The sequence below is a fragment of the Paenirhizobium cremeum genome (assembly GCF_022884085.1).
GTDB classification, from domain to species: Bacteria; Pseudomonadota; Alphaproteobacteria; order Rhizobiales; family Rhizobiaceae; genus Allorhizobium; species Allorhizobium cremeum.
Genome location: NZ_JAGGCS010000014.1, coordinates 1 through 14390, shown reverse-complemented (window position 1 = coordinate 14390; position 14390 = coordinate 1). Strand labels below are relative to the sequence as shown.

At 62.1% G+C, this 14390-nt stretch carries 19 protein-coding genes; 12 read left to right on the top strand and 7 right to left on the bottom strand.

The features are described from left to right. The first annotated feature begins 25 nt into the window (after positions 1-25). The 4 genes from J5N58_RS20955 (at position 26) to J5N58_RS20940 (ending at position 2235) form a co-directional block, all read left to right on the top strand. Complete coding sequence (locus tag J5N58_RS20955; RefSeq protein WP_244712845.1) at positions 26-778, top strand: F0F1 ATP synthase subunit A; 753 nt, start codon at positions 26-28, stop codon at positions 776-778. A gap of 69 nt (positions 779-847) precedes the next feature. After that, entirely contained in the window at positions 848-1075 is a 228-nt protein-coding gene (locus J5N58_RS20950; RefSeq protein WP_046796018.1) for a F0F1 ATP synthase subunit C, read from the top strand. Between the two features lie 81 nt (positions 1076-1156). Next, on the top strand, positions 1157-1747 hold the full coding sequence (locus J5N58_RS20945) for a F0F1 ATP synthase subunit B (protein WP_112830961.1): 591 nt from the start codon (positions 1157-1159) through the stop codon (positions 1745-1747). Positions 1748-1749: 2 nt separating this feature from the next. Further along, the gene (locus J5N58_RS20940; RefSeq protein WP_112830978.1) at positions 1750-2235 is read left to right on the top strand and encodes a F0F1 ATP synthase subunit B; all 486 of its coding nucleotides are present in this window, start codon (positions 1750-1752) and stop codon (positions 2233-2235) included. 147 nt (positions 2236-2382) lie between these two features. Here J5N58_RS20940 and J5N58_RS20935 read toward each other — a convergent pair whose 3' ends face one another. Then, positions 2383-3057, bottom strand: coding sequence for a ribonuclease HII (locus J5N58_RS20935; RefSeq protein ID WP_113447993.1), 675 nt, complete (start codon positions 3055-3057; stop codon positions 2383-2385). Between the two features lie 181 nt (positions 3058-3238). Continuing rightward, positions 3239-4396: a PA0069 family radical SAM protein gene (locus J5N58_RS20930; RefSeq protein WP_244712843.1), complete on the bottom strand. Its 1158-nt coding sequence runs from the start codon at positions 4394-4396 to the stop codon at positions 3239-3241. A 131-nt stretch (positions 4397-4527) separates the two neighbouring features. On the opposite strand from J5N58_RS20930, the gene J5N58_RS20925 reads away from it, so the two are divergent. Continuing rightward, the gene (locus J5N58_RS20925) at positions 4528-5049 is read left to right on the top strand and encodes a glycosyltransferase family protein (protein WP_113339472.1); all 522 of its coding nucleotides are present in this window, start codon (positions 4528-4530) and stop codon (positions 5047-5049) included. Between the two features lie 17 nt (positions 5050-5066). Here the strand turns inward: J5N58_RS20925 and moaB are convergent, their stop codons facing one another. The 4 genes from moaB to J5N58_RS20905 form a co-directional block, all read right to left on the bottom strand. Continuing rightward, positions 5067-5612, bottom strand: a complete 546-nt coding sequence (moaB, locus tag J5N58_RS20920) for a molybdenum cofactor biosynthesis protein B (protein ID WP_112830965.1) — start codon at positions 5610-5612, stop codon at positions 5067-5069. Positions 5613-5682: 70 nt separating this feature from the next. Further along, complete coding sequence (locus J5N58_RS20915; RefSeq protein ID WP_244712841.1) at positions 5683-6588, bottom strand: 4-(cytidine 5'-diphospho)-2-C-methyl-D-erythritol kinase; 906 nt, start codon at positions 6586-6588, stop codon at positions 5683-5685. 4 nt (positions 6589-6592) lie between these two features. Continuing rightward, on the bottom strand, positions 6593-8413 hold the full coding sequence (locus J5N58_RS20910; protein WP_113339474.1) for a tetratricopeptide repeat protein: 1821 nt from the start codon (positions 8411-8413) through the stop codon (positions 6593-6595). A gap of 135 nt (positions 8414-8548) precedes the next feature. Next, on the bottom strand, positions 8549-9565 hold the full coding sequence (locus J5N58_RS20905) for a polyprenyl synthetase family protein (RefSeq protein WP_112830979.1): 1017 nt from the start codon (positions 9563-9565) through the stop codon (positions 8549-8551). Positions 9566-9672: 107 nt separating this feature from the next. Here J5N58_RS20905 and J5N58_RS20900 point away from each other — a divergent pair, with 107 nt between their 5' ends. The 7 genes from J5N58_RS20900 (at position 9673) to J5N58_RS20870 (ending at position 13691) form a co-directional block, all read left to right on the top strand. Then, positions 9673-9903 (top strand): putative signal transducing protein, encoded by a 231-nt coding sequence (locus J5N58_RS20900; RefSeq protein WP_113439513.1) that lies wholly within the window; start codon positions 9673-9675, stop codon positions 9901-9903. A 2-nt stretch (positions 9904-9905) separates the two neighbouring features. Further along, positions 9906-10685, top strand: coding sequence for a tRNA1(Val) (adenine(37)-N6)-methyltransferase (locus tag J5N58_RS20895; RefSeq protein ID WP_244712839.1), 780 nt, complete (start codon positions 9906-9908; stop codon positions 10683-10685). A 190-nt stretch (positions 10686-10875) separates the two neighbouring features. After that, complete coding sequence (locus J5N58_RS20890; protein ID WP_112830969.1) at positions 10876-11742, top strand: S49 family peptidase; 867 nt, start codon at positions 10876-10878, stop codon at positions 11740-11742. Positions 11743-11757: 15 nt separating this feature from the next. Then, entirely contained in the window at positions 11758-11949 is a 192-nt protein-coding gene (locus tag J5N58_RS20885) for an NfeD family protein (protein ID WP_112830970.1), read from the top strand. Between the two features lie 109 nt (positions 11950-12058). Next, positions 12059-12301, top strand: coding sequence for an AbrB/MazE/SpoVT family DNA-binding domain-containing protein (locus J5N58_RS20880; RefSeq protein WP_113466812.1), 243 nt, complete (start codon positions 12059-12061; stop codon positions 12299-12301). Further along, on the top strand, positions 12301-12636 hold the full coding sequence (gene mazF, locus J5N58_RS20875; RefSeq protein WP_113466813.1) for an endoribonuclease MazF: 336 nt from the start codon (positions 12301-12303) through the stop codon (positions 12634-12636). The genes J5N58_RS20880 and mazF overlap by 1 nt, the downstream gene beginning before the upstream one ends. 122 nt (positions 12637-12758) lie before the next feature. Further along, on the top strand, positions 12759-13691 hold the full coding sequence (locus tag J5N58_RS20870) for a glycine--tRNA ligase subunit alpha (protein WP_113339485.1): 933 nt from the start codon (positions 12759-12761) through the stop codon (positions 13689-13691). A gap of 368 nt (positions 13692-14059) precedes the next feature. On the opposite strand, the gene J5N58_RS20865 is transcribed toward J5N58_RS20870, so the two are convergent. Then, a partial coding sequence (locus J5N58_RS20865) for a hypothetical protein (RefSeq protein WP_244712836.1) occupies positions 14060-14390 on the bottom strand: 331 nt, incomplete at its 5' end.

The following is a 14390-nucleotide window of genomic DNA, read 5'->3' as shown; positions in this document are numbered from 1 at the left end:
GGGCTAAAGCGAAAGAGACCATAAGGTGTCAAACGATCCGACTCATCAGTTCCTGATCCAGAAGATTGTGCCGATCGAACTCGGCGGAATTGATTTTTCGTTCACCAATGCGTCGCTCTTCATGGTCGCGACCGTCGCCTGCGCTTCGGGTTTCCTTTATTTCTCGACCTCGAACCGTGGCCTGATCCCGGGCCGTGCGCAGTCGGTCGCTGAAATGTCCTATGAGTTCATCGCCTCGATGCTGCGCGAAGGCGCCGGCAGCCACGGCATGAAGTTCTTCCCCATGGTCTTCTCGCTGTTCATGTTCGTGCTGACCGCGAACCTGCTCGGCATGATGCCCTACTTCTTTACAGTGACCTCGCAGATCATCGTCACCTTCGCGCTGGCTCTGTTCGTCATCAGTACGGTCCTCGTTTACGGTTTCTACAAGCACGGCCTGCATTTCCTGCAGATCTTCGTGCCGAGCGGGGTTCCCGGTTTGCTTCTGCCGCTGGTCGTCATGATCGAAATCATCTCGTTCCTGTCGCGTCCGATCTCGCTCTCCGTTCGTCTCTTCGCCAACATGCTGGCCGGACACATCACGCTGAAAGTTTTCGCGGGCTTCGTCGCCTCGCTGGGCGCGCTGGGCGCGGTCGGCATCGGTGGCGCGATCCTGCCGCTCATCATGACCGTCGCCCTGACCGGTCTCGAGTTCCTCGTCGCCTTCCTGCAGGCTTACGTCTTCGCGGTACTGACTTGCATGTACCTCAACGACGCAATTCACCCCGGCGGGCACTAAGGATAACCGACATTGGCGTCATCCGGCGTCAGTCATTTGCCGCAACAACCATCTCGAAGGAGTTCATTCATGGAAGCGGAAGCAGCAAAGTTCATCGGCGCAGGTTTGGCTTGCTTTGGCATGGCCGGCACGGCTCTGGGCCTCGGCAACATCTTCGGCAACTACCTGTCCGGCGCTCTGCGCAATCCGTCTGCCGCTGACAGCCAGTTCGGCCGTCTGGTATTCGGCTTCGCCGTTACGGAAGCTCTGGGCATCTTCTCGCTGCTCATCGCTCTCCTCCTCCTTTTCGCCGTCTGATAACGGCCGGAGTTTGGGATCACGGCGCGCCGTCCGGCGTCCGTGATCCTTGAGCATTTGAGAGTACACCTGGAGGTGAGCATGTTTGTGACCCCCGCCTATGCCGAGGAAGTACCGGCAGAGGGCCAGACCCACACGGAGACCGGCGTTCCCGGCGAAGCGGGTCATGGTGGCGGCGTATTCCCGCCATTCGACCAGACGACCTATCCGTCGCAGCTTCTGTGGCTGGTGATTACGTTCGGCCTTTTCTACGTGCTCATGCAGAAGGTCATCGTGCCGCGCGTTGGTGGCATTCTGGAAAATCGTCACGATCGCATCGCGCAGGATCTCGACGAAGCCTCGCGGCTGAAGTCCGAGGCCGATGCGGCGATCGAAACCTATGAGCGCGAACTCAGCGCCGCCAAGGCGAAGGCCGGCCAGATCGCCAGCTCCGCCCGCGACGCCGCCAAGGCAAAGGCCGATGCGGATCGCGCCGCCGTCGAGGCTGAACTCGCTGGCAAGCTTGCCGCAGCCGAAACCCGCATCGCGGACATCAAGGCCAAGGCATTTGCCGAGGTCGATACGATTGCCGTGGATACCGTGGGAGCCATCGTCGAGCAGCTCATCGGTGCCAAGGCAACCGCGGCCGACATCAAGGCTGCCGTCAGCGCTGCAGCCAAGCAGGGGGCATGACCATGCATTTCGATGCTACTTTCTTTGCCTTCGTCGGCCTTCTCCTCTTCTTCGCCCTGATCGTCTATCTGAAGGTTCCGGGCATGGTCGCAAAGTCTCTCGACGAGCGCGCCGACAAGATCCGCAACGAGCTTGCCGAAGCGAAGCGGCTGCGTGAAGAGGCTCAGCATGTGCTGGCCGAATACCAGCGCAAGCGCAAGGAAGCCGAAGCCGAGGCTGCGGCCATCGTCGCCGCTGCCGAGCGCGAAGCCGCTGCCCTGACCGCAGAAGCCAAGGTGAAGACCGAGGAGTTCGTTGCCCGCCGCAACGCGCTTTCCGAACAGAAGATCAAGCAGGCCGAGACGGACGCCGTCAATGCCGTTCGTGCAGCCGCCGTGGATCTCGCCGTCGCAGCCGCCGAGACCGTGCTTGCCAAGAAGGCCGATGCGAGCGTTCAGGACAACCTGTTCAAGGGGGCTCTGGGCGAAGTGAAGGCGCGCCTGAACTAAGTTCACTTTCAGGGTTAGATGTTTGAAACCGGGGCTGCCGCAAGGTGGCCCCGGTTTTCGTTTGAGCCAGCGTCCCGATATCGTCCGATGGACTTCCGGAAAAAACGGCGTTCGCCAGTTTGCCTTTCGGTCACCGTGACGTGGCTGTCAGCCCGTCTCCGTCTCCTCGGTTCCGTCCGTTCTGAACGGCCTGAAGCTCATTCTGTGCAGGGGGCAAGGGCCGTGAATGGCGATTGCCGCCCGATGCCGGGCCGTTCCATAGCCCGCATGTCCGGCGAAGCCGTAATGAGGATAAACGAGGCCGGCCCGTGCCATCATCCGGTCCCGGGTCACCTTGGCGAGAATGGAGGCGGCGGCGATCGAGACGGAGCGGGCATCGCCCTTGACCACCGCCTTGCCGCTGCAGGTGAGGCCACCGGGTACGTCCCGTCCGTCGGCTAGAACGTGCTGCGGCGGCAGGGCGAGGCCCGCAACTGCCCGGCGCATCGCATCAAGGCTTGCCTTGCGGATGTCCCGTTCGTCGATATGGCGAGGCGACGAAGAGGCGATCGACACGGTGGCGCAGTCGAGGATGATCTCGAACAGTGCCTCGCGCTGGGCGACTGTCAGTTTCTTGGAATCGTTGAGGCCCGAAGGAATGTTGCCGGGGTCGAGAATGACGGCTGCGGCCACCACCGGACCTGCGAGGGGGCCCCTGCCTGCCTCGTCCGTACCGGCCACGGGCGACAGTCCCTGTTTAATCGCCATCGCCTCGATCGAAAAATCTGGACCGAGGGAAAGCGCTTCGAAAAGGGTCGGAGAATCGGGCGGCGTGCGTTTCATGCGGCAGAAATCGCACGCCCACCCGATCTCCTGCAAGTCCCCGGCATCGATGTCCGTCAGGGGATACGGACCATCGTGGCGGTTGCCGGGAGACCTGTCATCCGGTGCGAGGCGGCGGATAGCACCGGAAGTCATGCATCCGGCCGGAAACCGGCCGGAGAAATCGAAGCCCTCGGCCCTTTCAGAGCAGCGACAGCTGAACGCCGCTTCCATCCGGCGGGGTGAAAAGGTCGTCGCGCAGATGCATGCTGCGGCGGATCATGCCGAGCCGTTTGGTGGCCATTTCGAAGCGGCGGCTGATCTGCCAGGCATAGGGACCGGCACCCTTCATCCGCTTGCCGAACTCTGCGTCGTAATCCTTGCCGCCGCGCATCGAGCGCACCAGCGACATCACGTGGCGATAGCGGTCCGGATAATTCTGCAGCAGCCAATCACGGAAGAGCGGGCTCACCTCATAGGGCAGCCGCAGCAGCACATAGCCGGCCTCGGTGGCGCCCGCGGCCTTGGCCGAATCCAGCACTCGCTCGATCTCGTGATCGTTAAGTGCCGGGATGACAGGGGCAACCAGCACGCCCGTCGGTATGCCGGCTTCCGAAAGCCCGCGGATCGCTTCCAGCCGGCGGCTCGGCGTCGAGGCGCGGGGTTCCATGCTGCGCGCCAGCTTGCGGTCGAGCGTCGTCACGGAAATCGCCACCTTGGCAAGCCCGCGCTCGGCCATCGAGGACAGGATATCGAGATCCCTGAGGATCAGCGCCGACTTGGTGACGATCGCCACGGGATGGTTCGCCTTGTCCAGCACTTCTAGGATCTGCCGCATGATGCGCCATTCCCGCTCGATCGGCTGGTAGGGATCGGTATTGGTGCCGATCGCAAGGGTCCGCGGCTTGTAGCCGGGTTTGGCGAGTTCCCGCTCAAGAAGCCTTGGAGCATCGGGCTTGGCAAACAGCTTGGCCTCGAAATCGAGTCCGGCCGACAGCCCCATGTAGCTGTGGGTCGGCCGCGCGAAGCAATAGATACAGCCGTGCTCGCAGCCCCGATAGGGATTGATCGAACGGTCGAAGGGAATGTCCGGCGACTCGTTGCGGGTAATCACCGTGCGCGGCTTTTCCACCTGCACCTCGGTCCGGAACGGCGGCATCTCCTCGAGCGTCGCCCAGCCATCGTCGAAGGCGACGCGCTCCTGGTTCTCGAAGCGGCCGGAAGGATTCATCCCGGCGCCCCGCCCGCGGCGGCGGTCGATCTCGATCCTGAGCCCCGAGGCCGAAATCATCGCATCGGCAATATCCGCCGTATTGGCAGGCTGGAAAGCAGCCTGCCCCACAAGAGACAGCTCGTTCATGTTTGCTCCTCGCGACTGCTCGCAGCGCGCCGTTGATGATTAAATTCCTAGCGCCAAAATGAGAACATTGCAAGAACAAAATTGAAAAATGGTCTGTGGCAATTGCTTGTGCGATGCGGTAAATCTAGCCGATGCTGACAGTGATTATGGAATGCCGCGATCAGGAACCCGAGCTGGCGCAAACGCTCGGCGTGCTGGTGGCGGGTGCGGTCGAGGGCCTAGTGAGCGACGTGGTGGTGCTGGACCACGGTTCGCGTGACGGCACGTCGCGGATCGCCGATGCCGCCGGTTGCCGCTTCTATGTCCAGTGGGACATCAAGGATGTCCTGCGCGCCGCCCGCGGCGAATGGCTGCTTCTGGTCGAGCCGGGCGCGCGGCCTGCGCATGGCTGGATCGACGAGATCGCGGAATATATCGGTCTCTACAAGGTTCCGGCGCGCTTTTCCCCCTCGCGTTATCACCGGCGTCCATTCTATCAGCGCATCGGCCGGCGGCTGCCGCCCCTGGAAAACGGTCTGCTGATGCCGAAGCGCCATGCCATCGCCGTGGCCAAGTCCGGCATGGAACTGGATCAGCTTGCCCTCGGCCACAAGCCGCGGCAACTGGCAAGCGAGATCATTCCGTCCTGGGTGGCGCGCCAGACGCGCGCCTGACTCGTCGTAAAGCGCCTCTAGCTTCCGCGCTTCAGATGCTCGTCGAGCCGGGGCATGATTTCCACGAAGTTACATGGCATGTGCCGGTAGTCGAGCTGGGCCTTGAGGATACCGTCCCAGGCGTCCTTGCAGGCGCCCGGCGATCCCGGCAGCACGAAGATGAAGGTGGCGTTGGCAACGCCGCCCGTCGCCCGGGACTGGATGGTGGAGGTGCCGATCTTCTCGTAGGAAATGCGGTGGAAAACGGCGGAAAAGCCGTCCATCTTCTTTTCGAACAGCGGCTCCAGCGCCTCCGGCGTCACGTCCCGGCCGGTAAAGCCCGTGCCGCCGGTGGTGATGACGACGTCGATCTCGGAGGAGAGCGTCCAGGCATGGACCTGGCTGTAGATGCGCTCCCGGTCGTCGGTCACGATCGCCCGGTCGATCAGAAGGTGGCCGGCCTCGAGAATACGCGCCGCCAGCGTGTCGCCTGACTTGTCGTCGGCCGGCGTACGGCTGTCGGAAACGGTCAAGACCGCAATGCCGACCGGAATGAAGGGGCGCGTCTCGTCTATACGGCTCACAATGGTTCTCCCGAAACTTGACGGCACGACCGGGAACTTGGCATCCCGAATGAAGATGAATACCCCGGCGTCAAGCCGTGCGCGTCGCCTGAAAATACCAGTCGGGGCGCTTCCGCGAAAGCCGGGTTGCGGCGGCTTCGGCTGCGGCATGATCGCCATAGAGCCCGAAACATGTCGCACCCGAGCCGGACATCCGGATGAGAAGAGCCCCGCTTTCCGAAAGCATCTGCGATATCTCGGCGATCTCGGGCAGGATTGCGCGGGCAGGAGGCTCCAGATCGTTGCGGGCCGAAGCGAGCAAGGCGATCCATTCGGTGGCATCGGAGCCGGTCGGCGTCGCGCCGATGGGCGAATTGTTCTTCTCCTGAAGGCGCCGGAAGATTTCCGGCGTCGAGACGCCCTTCATCGGATTGGCGAGCACCATGGAAAGGGCGGGCACGGCGGGCAGCGCGACAATGTCCTCGCCGATGCCGCGGGCGCGAAGGGGACGGCTGGAAAGACACATCGGCACGTCGGCGCCGAGCCGGAGTGCGAGGGCAAAAAGCGCGTCTTCAGGAAGGGAGGCGCCCCAGAAACGAAGGAGACCGCGCAACGTCGCCGCAGCGTCCGCCGAGCCGCCGCCGATGCCTGACGCGACCGGCAGGTTCTTCTCGAGCCGGATCGCAACCGGCGGCATGGAGACGCCTTTCCCTGCGAGCGCGGCGCGCAGCAGGTCCCGCGCCTTAAGGACGAGATTGCCGTCCTGGCCGGTCGCCTCCGGCGAAAGCAACGGGCCGAATCGGCCGCCCAGCGTAAAACTGTCCCGATCCGCCGGAAGGAAGCTCAGCCGGTCGAAGGCATCCACGGCGAATGTGACGATGCTGTCGAGCAGATGATAGCCGTCCGCGCGCTGCCCGGTCACGTGCAGCGCGAGATTGATCTTGGCGGATGCCGTCTCGACAACCTCCGCCTCATCCGTCTGACTGCCTGTGATCACGGTGTCAGGATTTCTTCTCGGGAGTGGGCTCCGGCGGCTTTTCGACCGGTGGCGTGGCCGCCTTGGCCGCATCGGCTTCGATCGGCGGCAGGCCCTTGTCGATCTTCGCCTGGATCTTCGGGATTTCGGCTTCCTCGGGCTTGGAGGCCAGCGCCCGCTTCCACTGATAGGTGGCCTCGAGCTGACGGCCGACCCGCCAGTAGGCGTCGCCGAGATGATCGTTGATCGTGGCGTCGCCGGCCTTCAGCTCGACGGCGCGCTCCAGTTCGGTCACCGCTTCGTCGAAGCGGTTGAGGCGGAAATAGGCCCAGCCGAGCGAATCGACGATGTAGCCGTCATCCGGGCGAAGCTCGACCGCCTTGCGGATCATGTCGAGGCCTTCGTCCAGGTTGCGGTTCATGTCGACCCAGGAATAGCCGAGATAGTTGAGGACCTGCGGCTGGTCCGGATTGAGTTCGAGCGCCTTGCGGAAGTTCGGCTCCGCCTGGTCCCACTTCTTCAGCCGTTCATAGGCGATGCCGCGCTGGAAGAAGATCGACCAGTGACCCTTCTGCGGTGCGTTGCCGATGATCTTGACCGCCTCGTCGTAGTTTTCCGCCATCGCCGCATAGTCCTTGGCGTCGGACAATACGCTGCCATAGGCAAGATAGCTGCGGATATCGGACGGATCGGAGGCAATCAGCGACTTCAGGTGCTTTCGCGCTTCCTCGACCTTGCCGGTCTCTGCGAGCGTCAGCCCCAGTTGCAGTTCGGAGATGCGACGCATCGGCGAGGAGGCCGGCACCTGGCTGTAGAAACGGATTGCCCGTTCCGGCTGCTTGGCGCTTTCGGAGATACCGCCGAGCAGGATCAGCGTGTCGGCGCTGTTCTTGTCCAGAGCATGCGCAAGCTGCAGATAGAGCATGACGGTGTCTTCCGCGCCGTCCCTATTGAGCGCGCCGCCGATGGAGAAGAGCACGCCTGCCGCACCTTCGCTCGCCGTCTTGACAAGCATCTCGGGCTTTTCGCCCTTCGAGATGCGGTCGCGCAACGCCTTGAACGGCGCGTAATTCGTAATCATCTCGTCGCCGGCGGAAATGGCGTCGAGCGCCTTCTGCTTGTTGCCGGCCTGGGCTTCGAGGGCGGCAAGCGACATGACCGCGCGCATGAAGGTGTCGGGCGCCGTCGCGCCGCCGGCCCGGTCTGTCACGGTTTCGTTGAAGTGGCGCCGCGCCGCATCGACATCGCCGATCACGCTGGCGATCGCGCCCGCATTGTAATTCTGGAAGATGCCGTACCAGTTCGGGCCCTTCAGGCCTTCCACCATTGCAAGCGCTTCCTTGCCCTTGCCTTCGCCGACCTTGGCCCACGCGGTCAGCAACTGGTTCATCAGCCGGTCGAGATCGTTCGGTCCGGTATAGGTCAGGATCTTCTGTGCATCGGCATATTTGCCGTCGCGGAGATCCCGCAGAGCCCGCGCAACCGACGTCACCCGATCCACAGCCGCGTCATGCTTCAGTTCTTCGGCAAGCGCCACGCCTTCATCGTAATCGCCGTTCATGAACAGCGCGATCATCAGCCGTTCCTGGATGTCCAGTTCGGCGGGCGAGAAGGTGAGGGCCTTCTTGTAGAAGGCGATGGCGTTGGCATAATCGCGGTCCGCATCGGCCGTTCTTGCGGCGAGAAATGCGCCGGCAAAGGTATCCACGCTGCCGATATCGAACGTCTCGGTCTGAGCCTTGTCCTCGGCGAAGGCCGTGGTGGCGGCCATGCCCGCCTGCATGATCGAGACCAGGAGCGAAAGCGCCGTGCCGGTAAGAAGACGGAGGGCAAAGCTTTGCCGCATGAATGAGCCTTTCAAGAATCGATAAGGAGGCGAGCAGGATGGCATCTGCCCCATGATCCGCCATGTTTCGCCCAACAGCATGGCTTTTTTGAAGCAGCCCCGCAAGGCGATGTCACGGCTTCGATCCGCGCGAGGTCAGTTCACACGGGCGATGCAGAAGTCGATGACATCCAGCAGTGCGGACTTGTAGGCCGTATCGGGCAGGGGTGCCAGCGCATCGCGTGCAATCGTGCCGTAATGCAGGGCGCGGGCGATCGTATCGTTAAGCGCGCCGTATTTGGTAATCAGGCCGAGCGCCTTTTCAAGCCGCGCGTCGTCATTTTGCCCGCCTTCGATGGATTCGCGCCAGAATTCCCGTTCGGCCTGCGTGCCGCGGCGGTAGGACAAAATGACCGGCAGGGTGATCTTGCCCTCGCGGAAATCGTCGCCGACATTCTTGCCGAGATCGGCTGCCTTTCCGCCGTAATCCAGGGCGTCGTCGACTAACTGGAAGGCAAGGCCGAGATTCATGCCATAGGACTTGAGCGCATTGCGGCCGGCCCTGTCGGCCCCGGCGATGATCGGGCCGACTTCCGCCGCGGCGGCGAAAAGCGCTGCGGTCTTGGCGCGGATGACCGAGAGGTAGTCATCCTCGGTGGTTTCCATGTTCTTGGCGACGGAAAGCTGAAGCACCTCGCCCTCGGCGATCACCGAGGCCGCCGAGGACAGGACGTCGAGCGCGTCGAGCGAGCCCACTTCCACCATCATGCGAAAGGCCTGGCCGAGCAGGAAGTCGCCGACGAGAACGCTTGCCTGGTTGCCCCAGATCATCCGGGCCGTGGACTTGCCCCGGCGAAGATCGCTTTCGTCCACCACGTCGTCGTGCAGCAGGGTGGCGGTATGCATGAACTCGACGCTGGTCGCGAGCTTCACGTCGCCGTCGCCCTGATAGTCGAACAGGGCGGCGGATGCGAGCGTCAGCATGGGGCGCAGCCGCTTGCCGCCGGACGAAATCAGATGGTTCGCGACTTCCGGAATCATCTGCACGTCGGAACCGGCCTTCGACAGGATCAACTGGTTGACCCGTTCCATGCCTGGTTTCGTCAGGTCCACCAGAGGCTTGATGGAAGCCTGTTTGTTTTTGTTTTCCTCAAGCGGTATGACTACGCCCAACGTACCGGACTCCTGTTCAATTCTCGCGGCGACAATAAAAAGCGGCGGCATGAACGGCAAGTCCCGAATTGGTCGGTGACGCCGATTTGAAAGGGGTTTCCAGCAAAATGCACGAGCTTATCCGCAGCAACGACGCCGTTCTCCTCTCCTTTGCCGAAAGTCTGCTCAAGGACGCGGGCATTTCCTGCATGATCGCCGATCAGGCCATGAGCATTCTGGAGGGGTCGCTCGGCATGCTGCCGCGCCGTCTGCTCGTCGCCGACGAACGGGCGGAGGAAGCGCGGACGCTGCTGGTGGATGCAGGCCTTGCCAACGAATTGCGGGACGAGGACCGATAATCTTGCCGAGCGTGGCCGCCGATACCGTCGATGCCTTCCATCGGGGGCGCTTTCATCTGGTGCAACCGAAGGGCAGGGGCCACCGTGCCGGCATGGACGCCATGCTGCTGGCCTCCCTGGTCGACGCGCAAAAACCGTTCCGCCTCGCCGATCTCGGCGCCGGTGCAGGCGCCGCAGGCCTGGCGGTCGCCGCACGGCTCGACGATGCCGAGGTGACGCTGGTCGAGCGTTCGCCGGATATGGTTGCCTATGCCAGAAAGAGCCTGGACCTGCCCGAAAATGCCGCGCTCCGCCGGCGGGTTCGGGTCGTCGAGGCCGATGTTACGCTGACCGGACGGGCGCGCGTCGCGGCGGGTCTTTCCGATGACAGTTTCGACCATGTCATCATGAACCCGCCCTTCAACGATGCCGGAGACCGCAAGACGCCGGATACCCTGAAGGCGGAAGCGCATGCGATGACGGAAGGCCTGTTCGAAAGCTGGATCAGGACGGCGGGCGCGATCATGGTGCCGGGAGGGCAGTTGTCGCTGATCGCCCGCCCGCAATCGGTCGCCGAGATCATTGCCGCCTGCGGCCGGCGCTTCGGCGGACTGGAGATCACCCCCGTCTATCCGCGGGCCGGAGAAAATGCGGTGCGCATCCTGGTCACCGCCATCAAGGGTTCGCGCGCGCGGCTGAACTTCCGCTCGCCGCTTCTCATGCATGACGACCCCGAAAGCCACAGGTTTTCCGCCTTCGTCGACGATCTGAACAACGGCCGCGCCGCCTATCCGCGGGGCTGAGGAAGTCGGCCCGGATTTCGTGCCGTTTCGAAGAAGTGTCCCCAACTTTGACCGCCTTCTCCACCTCTTTCCCCTGCGGATTTGACGGCTGGTGCTTTCGACGATAAGCGACCGGACGGATAGGCATTGCGCCTGCCGCCAATCTTCCTACATGTGTCGAAGCACGTAACAGGACAGTGAGCGATTTTTGATGGCCGGATGGTTGAAGCGCCTTTTGCCGAAGAGGTTTCGGAACGATAGCGTGGTAATTCCCGTGGTGCGCCTGCACGGCGCGATCATGAGCGGGGGCGGCAAGTTCAAGCCGCATCTCAATCTTGCGAGCGTCGCTCCCATGCTGGAGAAGGCCTTCTCGAGGAAGGACAGCCCCGCTGTCGCCTTGTCGCTCAATTCGCCCGGCGGTTCGCCGGTGCAGTCGCGATTGATCTTTGATCGCATCCGCGCGCTGGCCGAGGAAAAGCACAAGCGCGTCCTCGTTTTCGTCGAGGATGTCGCGGCGTCCGGTGGCTACATGATCGCGCTGGCAGGCGATGAGATCATCGCGGATTCGACCTCCATTGTCGGTTCCATCGGCGTCGTTTCCGGCGGCTTCGGTTTCCCGGAACTCCTGAAGAAGATCGGTGTCGAAAGGCGTGTTTACACCGCCGGCGAGAACAAGGTGATCCTCGATCCCTTCAAGCCGGAAAAGGAAAGCGATATCGAATACCTGAAGGCGCTGCAGATCGAGATCCACCAGGTCTTCATCGACATGGTGAAGGACCGCCGCGGCAGCGTGTTGTCCGATGATCCCTCGCTCTTCTCCGGCCTCTTCTGGACCGGAAGGCGCGGGCTCGAACTCGGCCTCGTCGACAGCCTGGGCGACATGCGCAGCGAGATCAAGAAGCGCTATGGCAAGGATGCCAAGCTCGAACTCGTCTCCGGCGCCCGCGATTTCTTCGGCCGGCGTGTGCCGGGTGTTTCCGTCGCGACCGACGGCATGGGCGAGATCGCCGCAGTCGCCGTCTCCGGTCTTGCCGAAACGCTGGAAGAGAGAGCATTGTGGAGCCGTTACGGGCTCTGACATCGCGGGAGGAACATGTCGCGGATCATCTTTTTCATCGTTCTTGCCGGCGGGATCTACTGGTTCTACCGTCGTTTCGTGAGCGATGCCGAAAAGCTTTCGGCAAAGTCGAAGCGTGTGCACAAGGAACGCCGCAATGCTGCCCATGGCACGCTGGTCAAGGATGAAAAGACCGGCGAATACCGTGTCCGACACGAGGACGAATAGAAGGCTGGCTTGCCCTGTCTCTAAGTTGACGGTATGTGTATCGACAATGTTGATACATTGCCTCTTCAGTGGTAGGGTAAGTGCCGTCAGCCGATGAGGGTTTCCGAAAATGCGCGTCACGGTCAGGAAGTGGGGAAATAGTGCTTCGGTGCGTATTCCGGCTGCGGTTCTGGATGCGGCGAACTTGAAGCTCAACGCCGAAGTTGATGTCCGTGAGGAAAACGGAAGGATCGTGATTGAGCCCTTGAGGGTGACTTCCTACGATCTGAACGAACTTCTGTGCGGTATTTCCGAACACAACCTGCATTCCGAGGAGGATTTCGGCGCTCCTGTCGGCAAGGAAATGCTCTGATGGGGCCTTCCTACGTGCCTGAAGCAGGGGACGTTGTCTGGCTGCATTTCGACCCGCAGGCTGGTCATGAACAAGCCGGACATCGGCCGGCCGTGGTCATTAGCCCTAAGGCTTATAACGGTAAGACTGGTTTGATGCTGTGTTGTCCGATGACGACGCGGGTCAAGGGTTACCCCTTTGAAGTGGTGCTTTCAGGCGCGAGACTAGGCGTTGCACTATCCGACCAGATCAAGAGCCTCGATTGGCGTGCCCGAAAGGCTGAATACAAAGGGCAGGTCCAGCTAGCCGAGCTAGCCGAGATCAGGGCGAAGGCGACGGCACTGATCGGGCATTGATATAAGACGTCCTGCGGTCAAAATCCTTGACCCCTTCGCCCCGTCGTGGCACCAGACGGGCCACCTTTGCAAGACAAGCTCCGGACGAAATTCCCATGACCGAGACCACCATCGCCCCGCATATGGACCCCAAGCGCTCGTTTCAGGCCCTGATCCTGACCTTGCACAACTACTGGGCCGACAAGGGTTGCGCGGTTCTCCAGCCCTACGACATGGAAGTCGGCGCCGGTACCTTCCATCCGGCGACGACGCTGCGCGCGCTCGGTCCCAAGCCGTGGAAGGCGGCTTATGTCCAGCCCTCGCGCCGTCCTTCCGACGGCCGCTACGGTGAAAACCCCAACCGCCTGCAGCACTATTACCAGTATCAGGTCATCCTGAAGCCGAACCCGTCGAACCTGCAGGAACTCTACCTCGGCTCGCTCGCGGCCATCGGCCTCGATCCGCTGCTGCACGATATCCGCTTCGTCGAGGACGACTGGGAAAGCCCGACGCTCGGCGCCTGGGGCCTCGGCTGGGAATGCTGGTGCGATGGCATGGAAGTCAGCCAGTTCACCTATTTCCAGCAGGTCTGCGGCATCGAATGCTCGCCGGTCGCTGGCGAACTGACCTATGGTCTGGAACGCTTGGCCATGTACGTACAGGGCGTCGACAACGTCTACGACCTGAACTTCAACGGCCGCGAAGGCGACGAGAAGATTTCCTATGGCGAGGTCTTCCTGCAGGCCGAGCAGGAATATTCCCGTCATAACTTCGAATATGCCAACACCGAAATGCTGCACCGCCACTTCATCGATGCGGAGAAGGAATGCCAGGCGCTACTGGCCGCCGGTGCGCCGGGTGACAATGCCAACCAGATGCTGCACAAATGCGTTTTTCCGGCCTATGACCAGTGCATCAAGGCATCGCACGTCTTCAACCTGCTGGATGCTCGCGGCGTGATCTCGGTCACCGAACGCCAGAGCTACATCCTGCGCGTCCGCACGCTCGCCAAGGCCTGCGGCGAGGCCTTCCTGCTCACCGACGCCGGCGGCGCAAATTTCGGCAAGGCTGCCTGACACAGGCAGGGGCGGCAGGCGAATTTCGCCCGCGTGGCCGAATCTACACTTATTTCAAGTTGCAACGGCCGGGAAGACATTGTCTTCTCGGCCGTCATACTTTCAAGCATAGATTCGGTATCTTCTTTGAAACACGCCCCTTTTCCCGAGCCTTCCCCGTTCGTTACTCTGCCGGGTAAGTGGAGACGTCTTTTCGCATGGCTTCTCCTCATCGCCTTGCTGCCGCTTCTGACCGCCTGCAATGATTTCGACGAGGAGTTCTCCGTGCGCTCCGCCGAGAGCACCGTTACCGTGTCCCGCGACGGTTTCGCGCGCGTATCGGAGACATTTCTGGTTCGGGCGCTGGTTCCGCTGAACTATGGCGGTGTCTATGTCGACATACCCCAACGTTTCGTCGACGGGGAGGGGGCGCCCATTGGAGAGACTTCCTGTTGTTGGCCGCGCGCCGCGAGGGGCGTGACGAACACTACTTCCTCGAAAATGGAGTCCGGGGCCGCTCGATCTATATTGGCGAGAGACATTGCAAGCGTTGCAGTCCGGACCTGCCGGTCGGGATGAACGAGATCGGGATCGAGTACCGGCTTGGCAGGTTGGTGCGCGAGGAGGCGGGGCGTCAGATCCTTGCTCTGCCTGCTTACTTGGGAAGTATCCACGACCTTAGGTCCTGTTGACAAAGTATGGCAGCCATATTTTTGCGGC

What these genes read in the sequence shown, in the direction of transcription:
- J5N58_RS20870 (WP_113339485.1), top strand. Translation starts at nt 12,759, where the DNA reads ATGGACCCCAAGCGCTCGTTTCAGGCCCTGATCCTGACCTTGCACAAC.
- J5N58_RS20930 (WP_244712843.1), bottom strand. Translation starts at nt 4,396, where the DNA reads ATGAACGAGCTGTCTCTTGTGGGGCAGGCTGCTTTCCAGCCTGCCAAT.
- mazF (WP_113466813.1), top strand. Translation starts at nt 12,301, where the DNA reads ATGGGGCCTTCCTACGTGCCTGAAGCAGGGGACGTTGTCTGGCTGCAT.
- J5N58_RS20950 (WP_046796018.1), top strand. Translation starts at nt 848, where the DNA reads ATGGAAGCGGAAGCAGCAAAGTTCATCGGCGCAGGTTTGGCTTGCTTT.
- J5N58_RS20940 (WP_112830978.1), top strand. Translation starts at nt 1,750, where the DNA reads ATGCATTTCGATGCTACTTTCTTTGCCTTCGTCGGCCTTCTCCTCTTC.
- J5N58_RS20900 (WP_113439513.1), top strand. Translation starts at nt 9,673, where the DNA reads ATGCACGAGCTTATCCGCAGCAACGACGCCGTTCTCCTCTCCTTTGCC.
- J5N58_RS20925 (WP_113339472.1), top strand. Translation starts at nt 4,528, where the DNA reads ATGCTGACAGTGATTATGGAATGCCGCGATCAGGAACCCGAGCTGGCG.
- J5N58_RS20885 (WP_112830970.1), top strand. Translation starts at nt 11,758, where the DNA reads ATGTCGCGGATCATCTTTTTCATCGTTCTTGCCGGCGGGATCTACTGG.
- J5N58_RS20945 (WP_112830961.1), top strand. Translation starts at nt 1,157, where the DNA reads ATGTTTGTGACCCCCGCCTATGCCGAGGAAGTACCGGCAGAGGGCCAG.
- J5N58_RS20890 (WP_112830969.1), top strand. Translation starts at nt 10,876, where the DNA reads ATGGCCGGATGGTTGAAGCGCCTTTTGCCGAAGAGGTTTCGGAACGAT.
- J5N58_RS20910 (WP_113339474.1), bottom strand. Translation starts at nt 8,413, where the DNA reads ATGCGGCAAAGCTTTGCCCTCCGTCTTCTTACCGGCACGGCGCTTTCG.
- J5N58_RS20935 (WP_113447993.1), bottom strand. Translation starts at nt 3,057, where the DNA reads ATGAAACGCACGCCGCCCGATTCTCCGACCCTTTTCGAAGCGCTTTCC.
- J5N58_RS20880 (WP_113466812.1), top strand. Translation starts at nt 12,059, where the DNA reads ATGCGCGTCACGGTCAGGAAGTGGGGAAATAGTGCTTCGGTGCGTATT.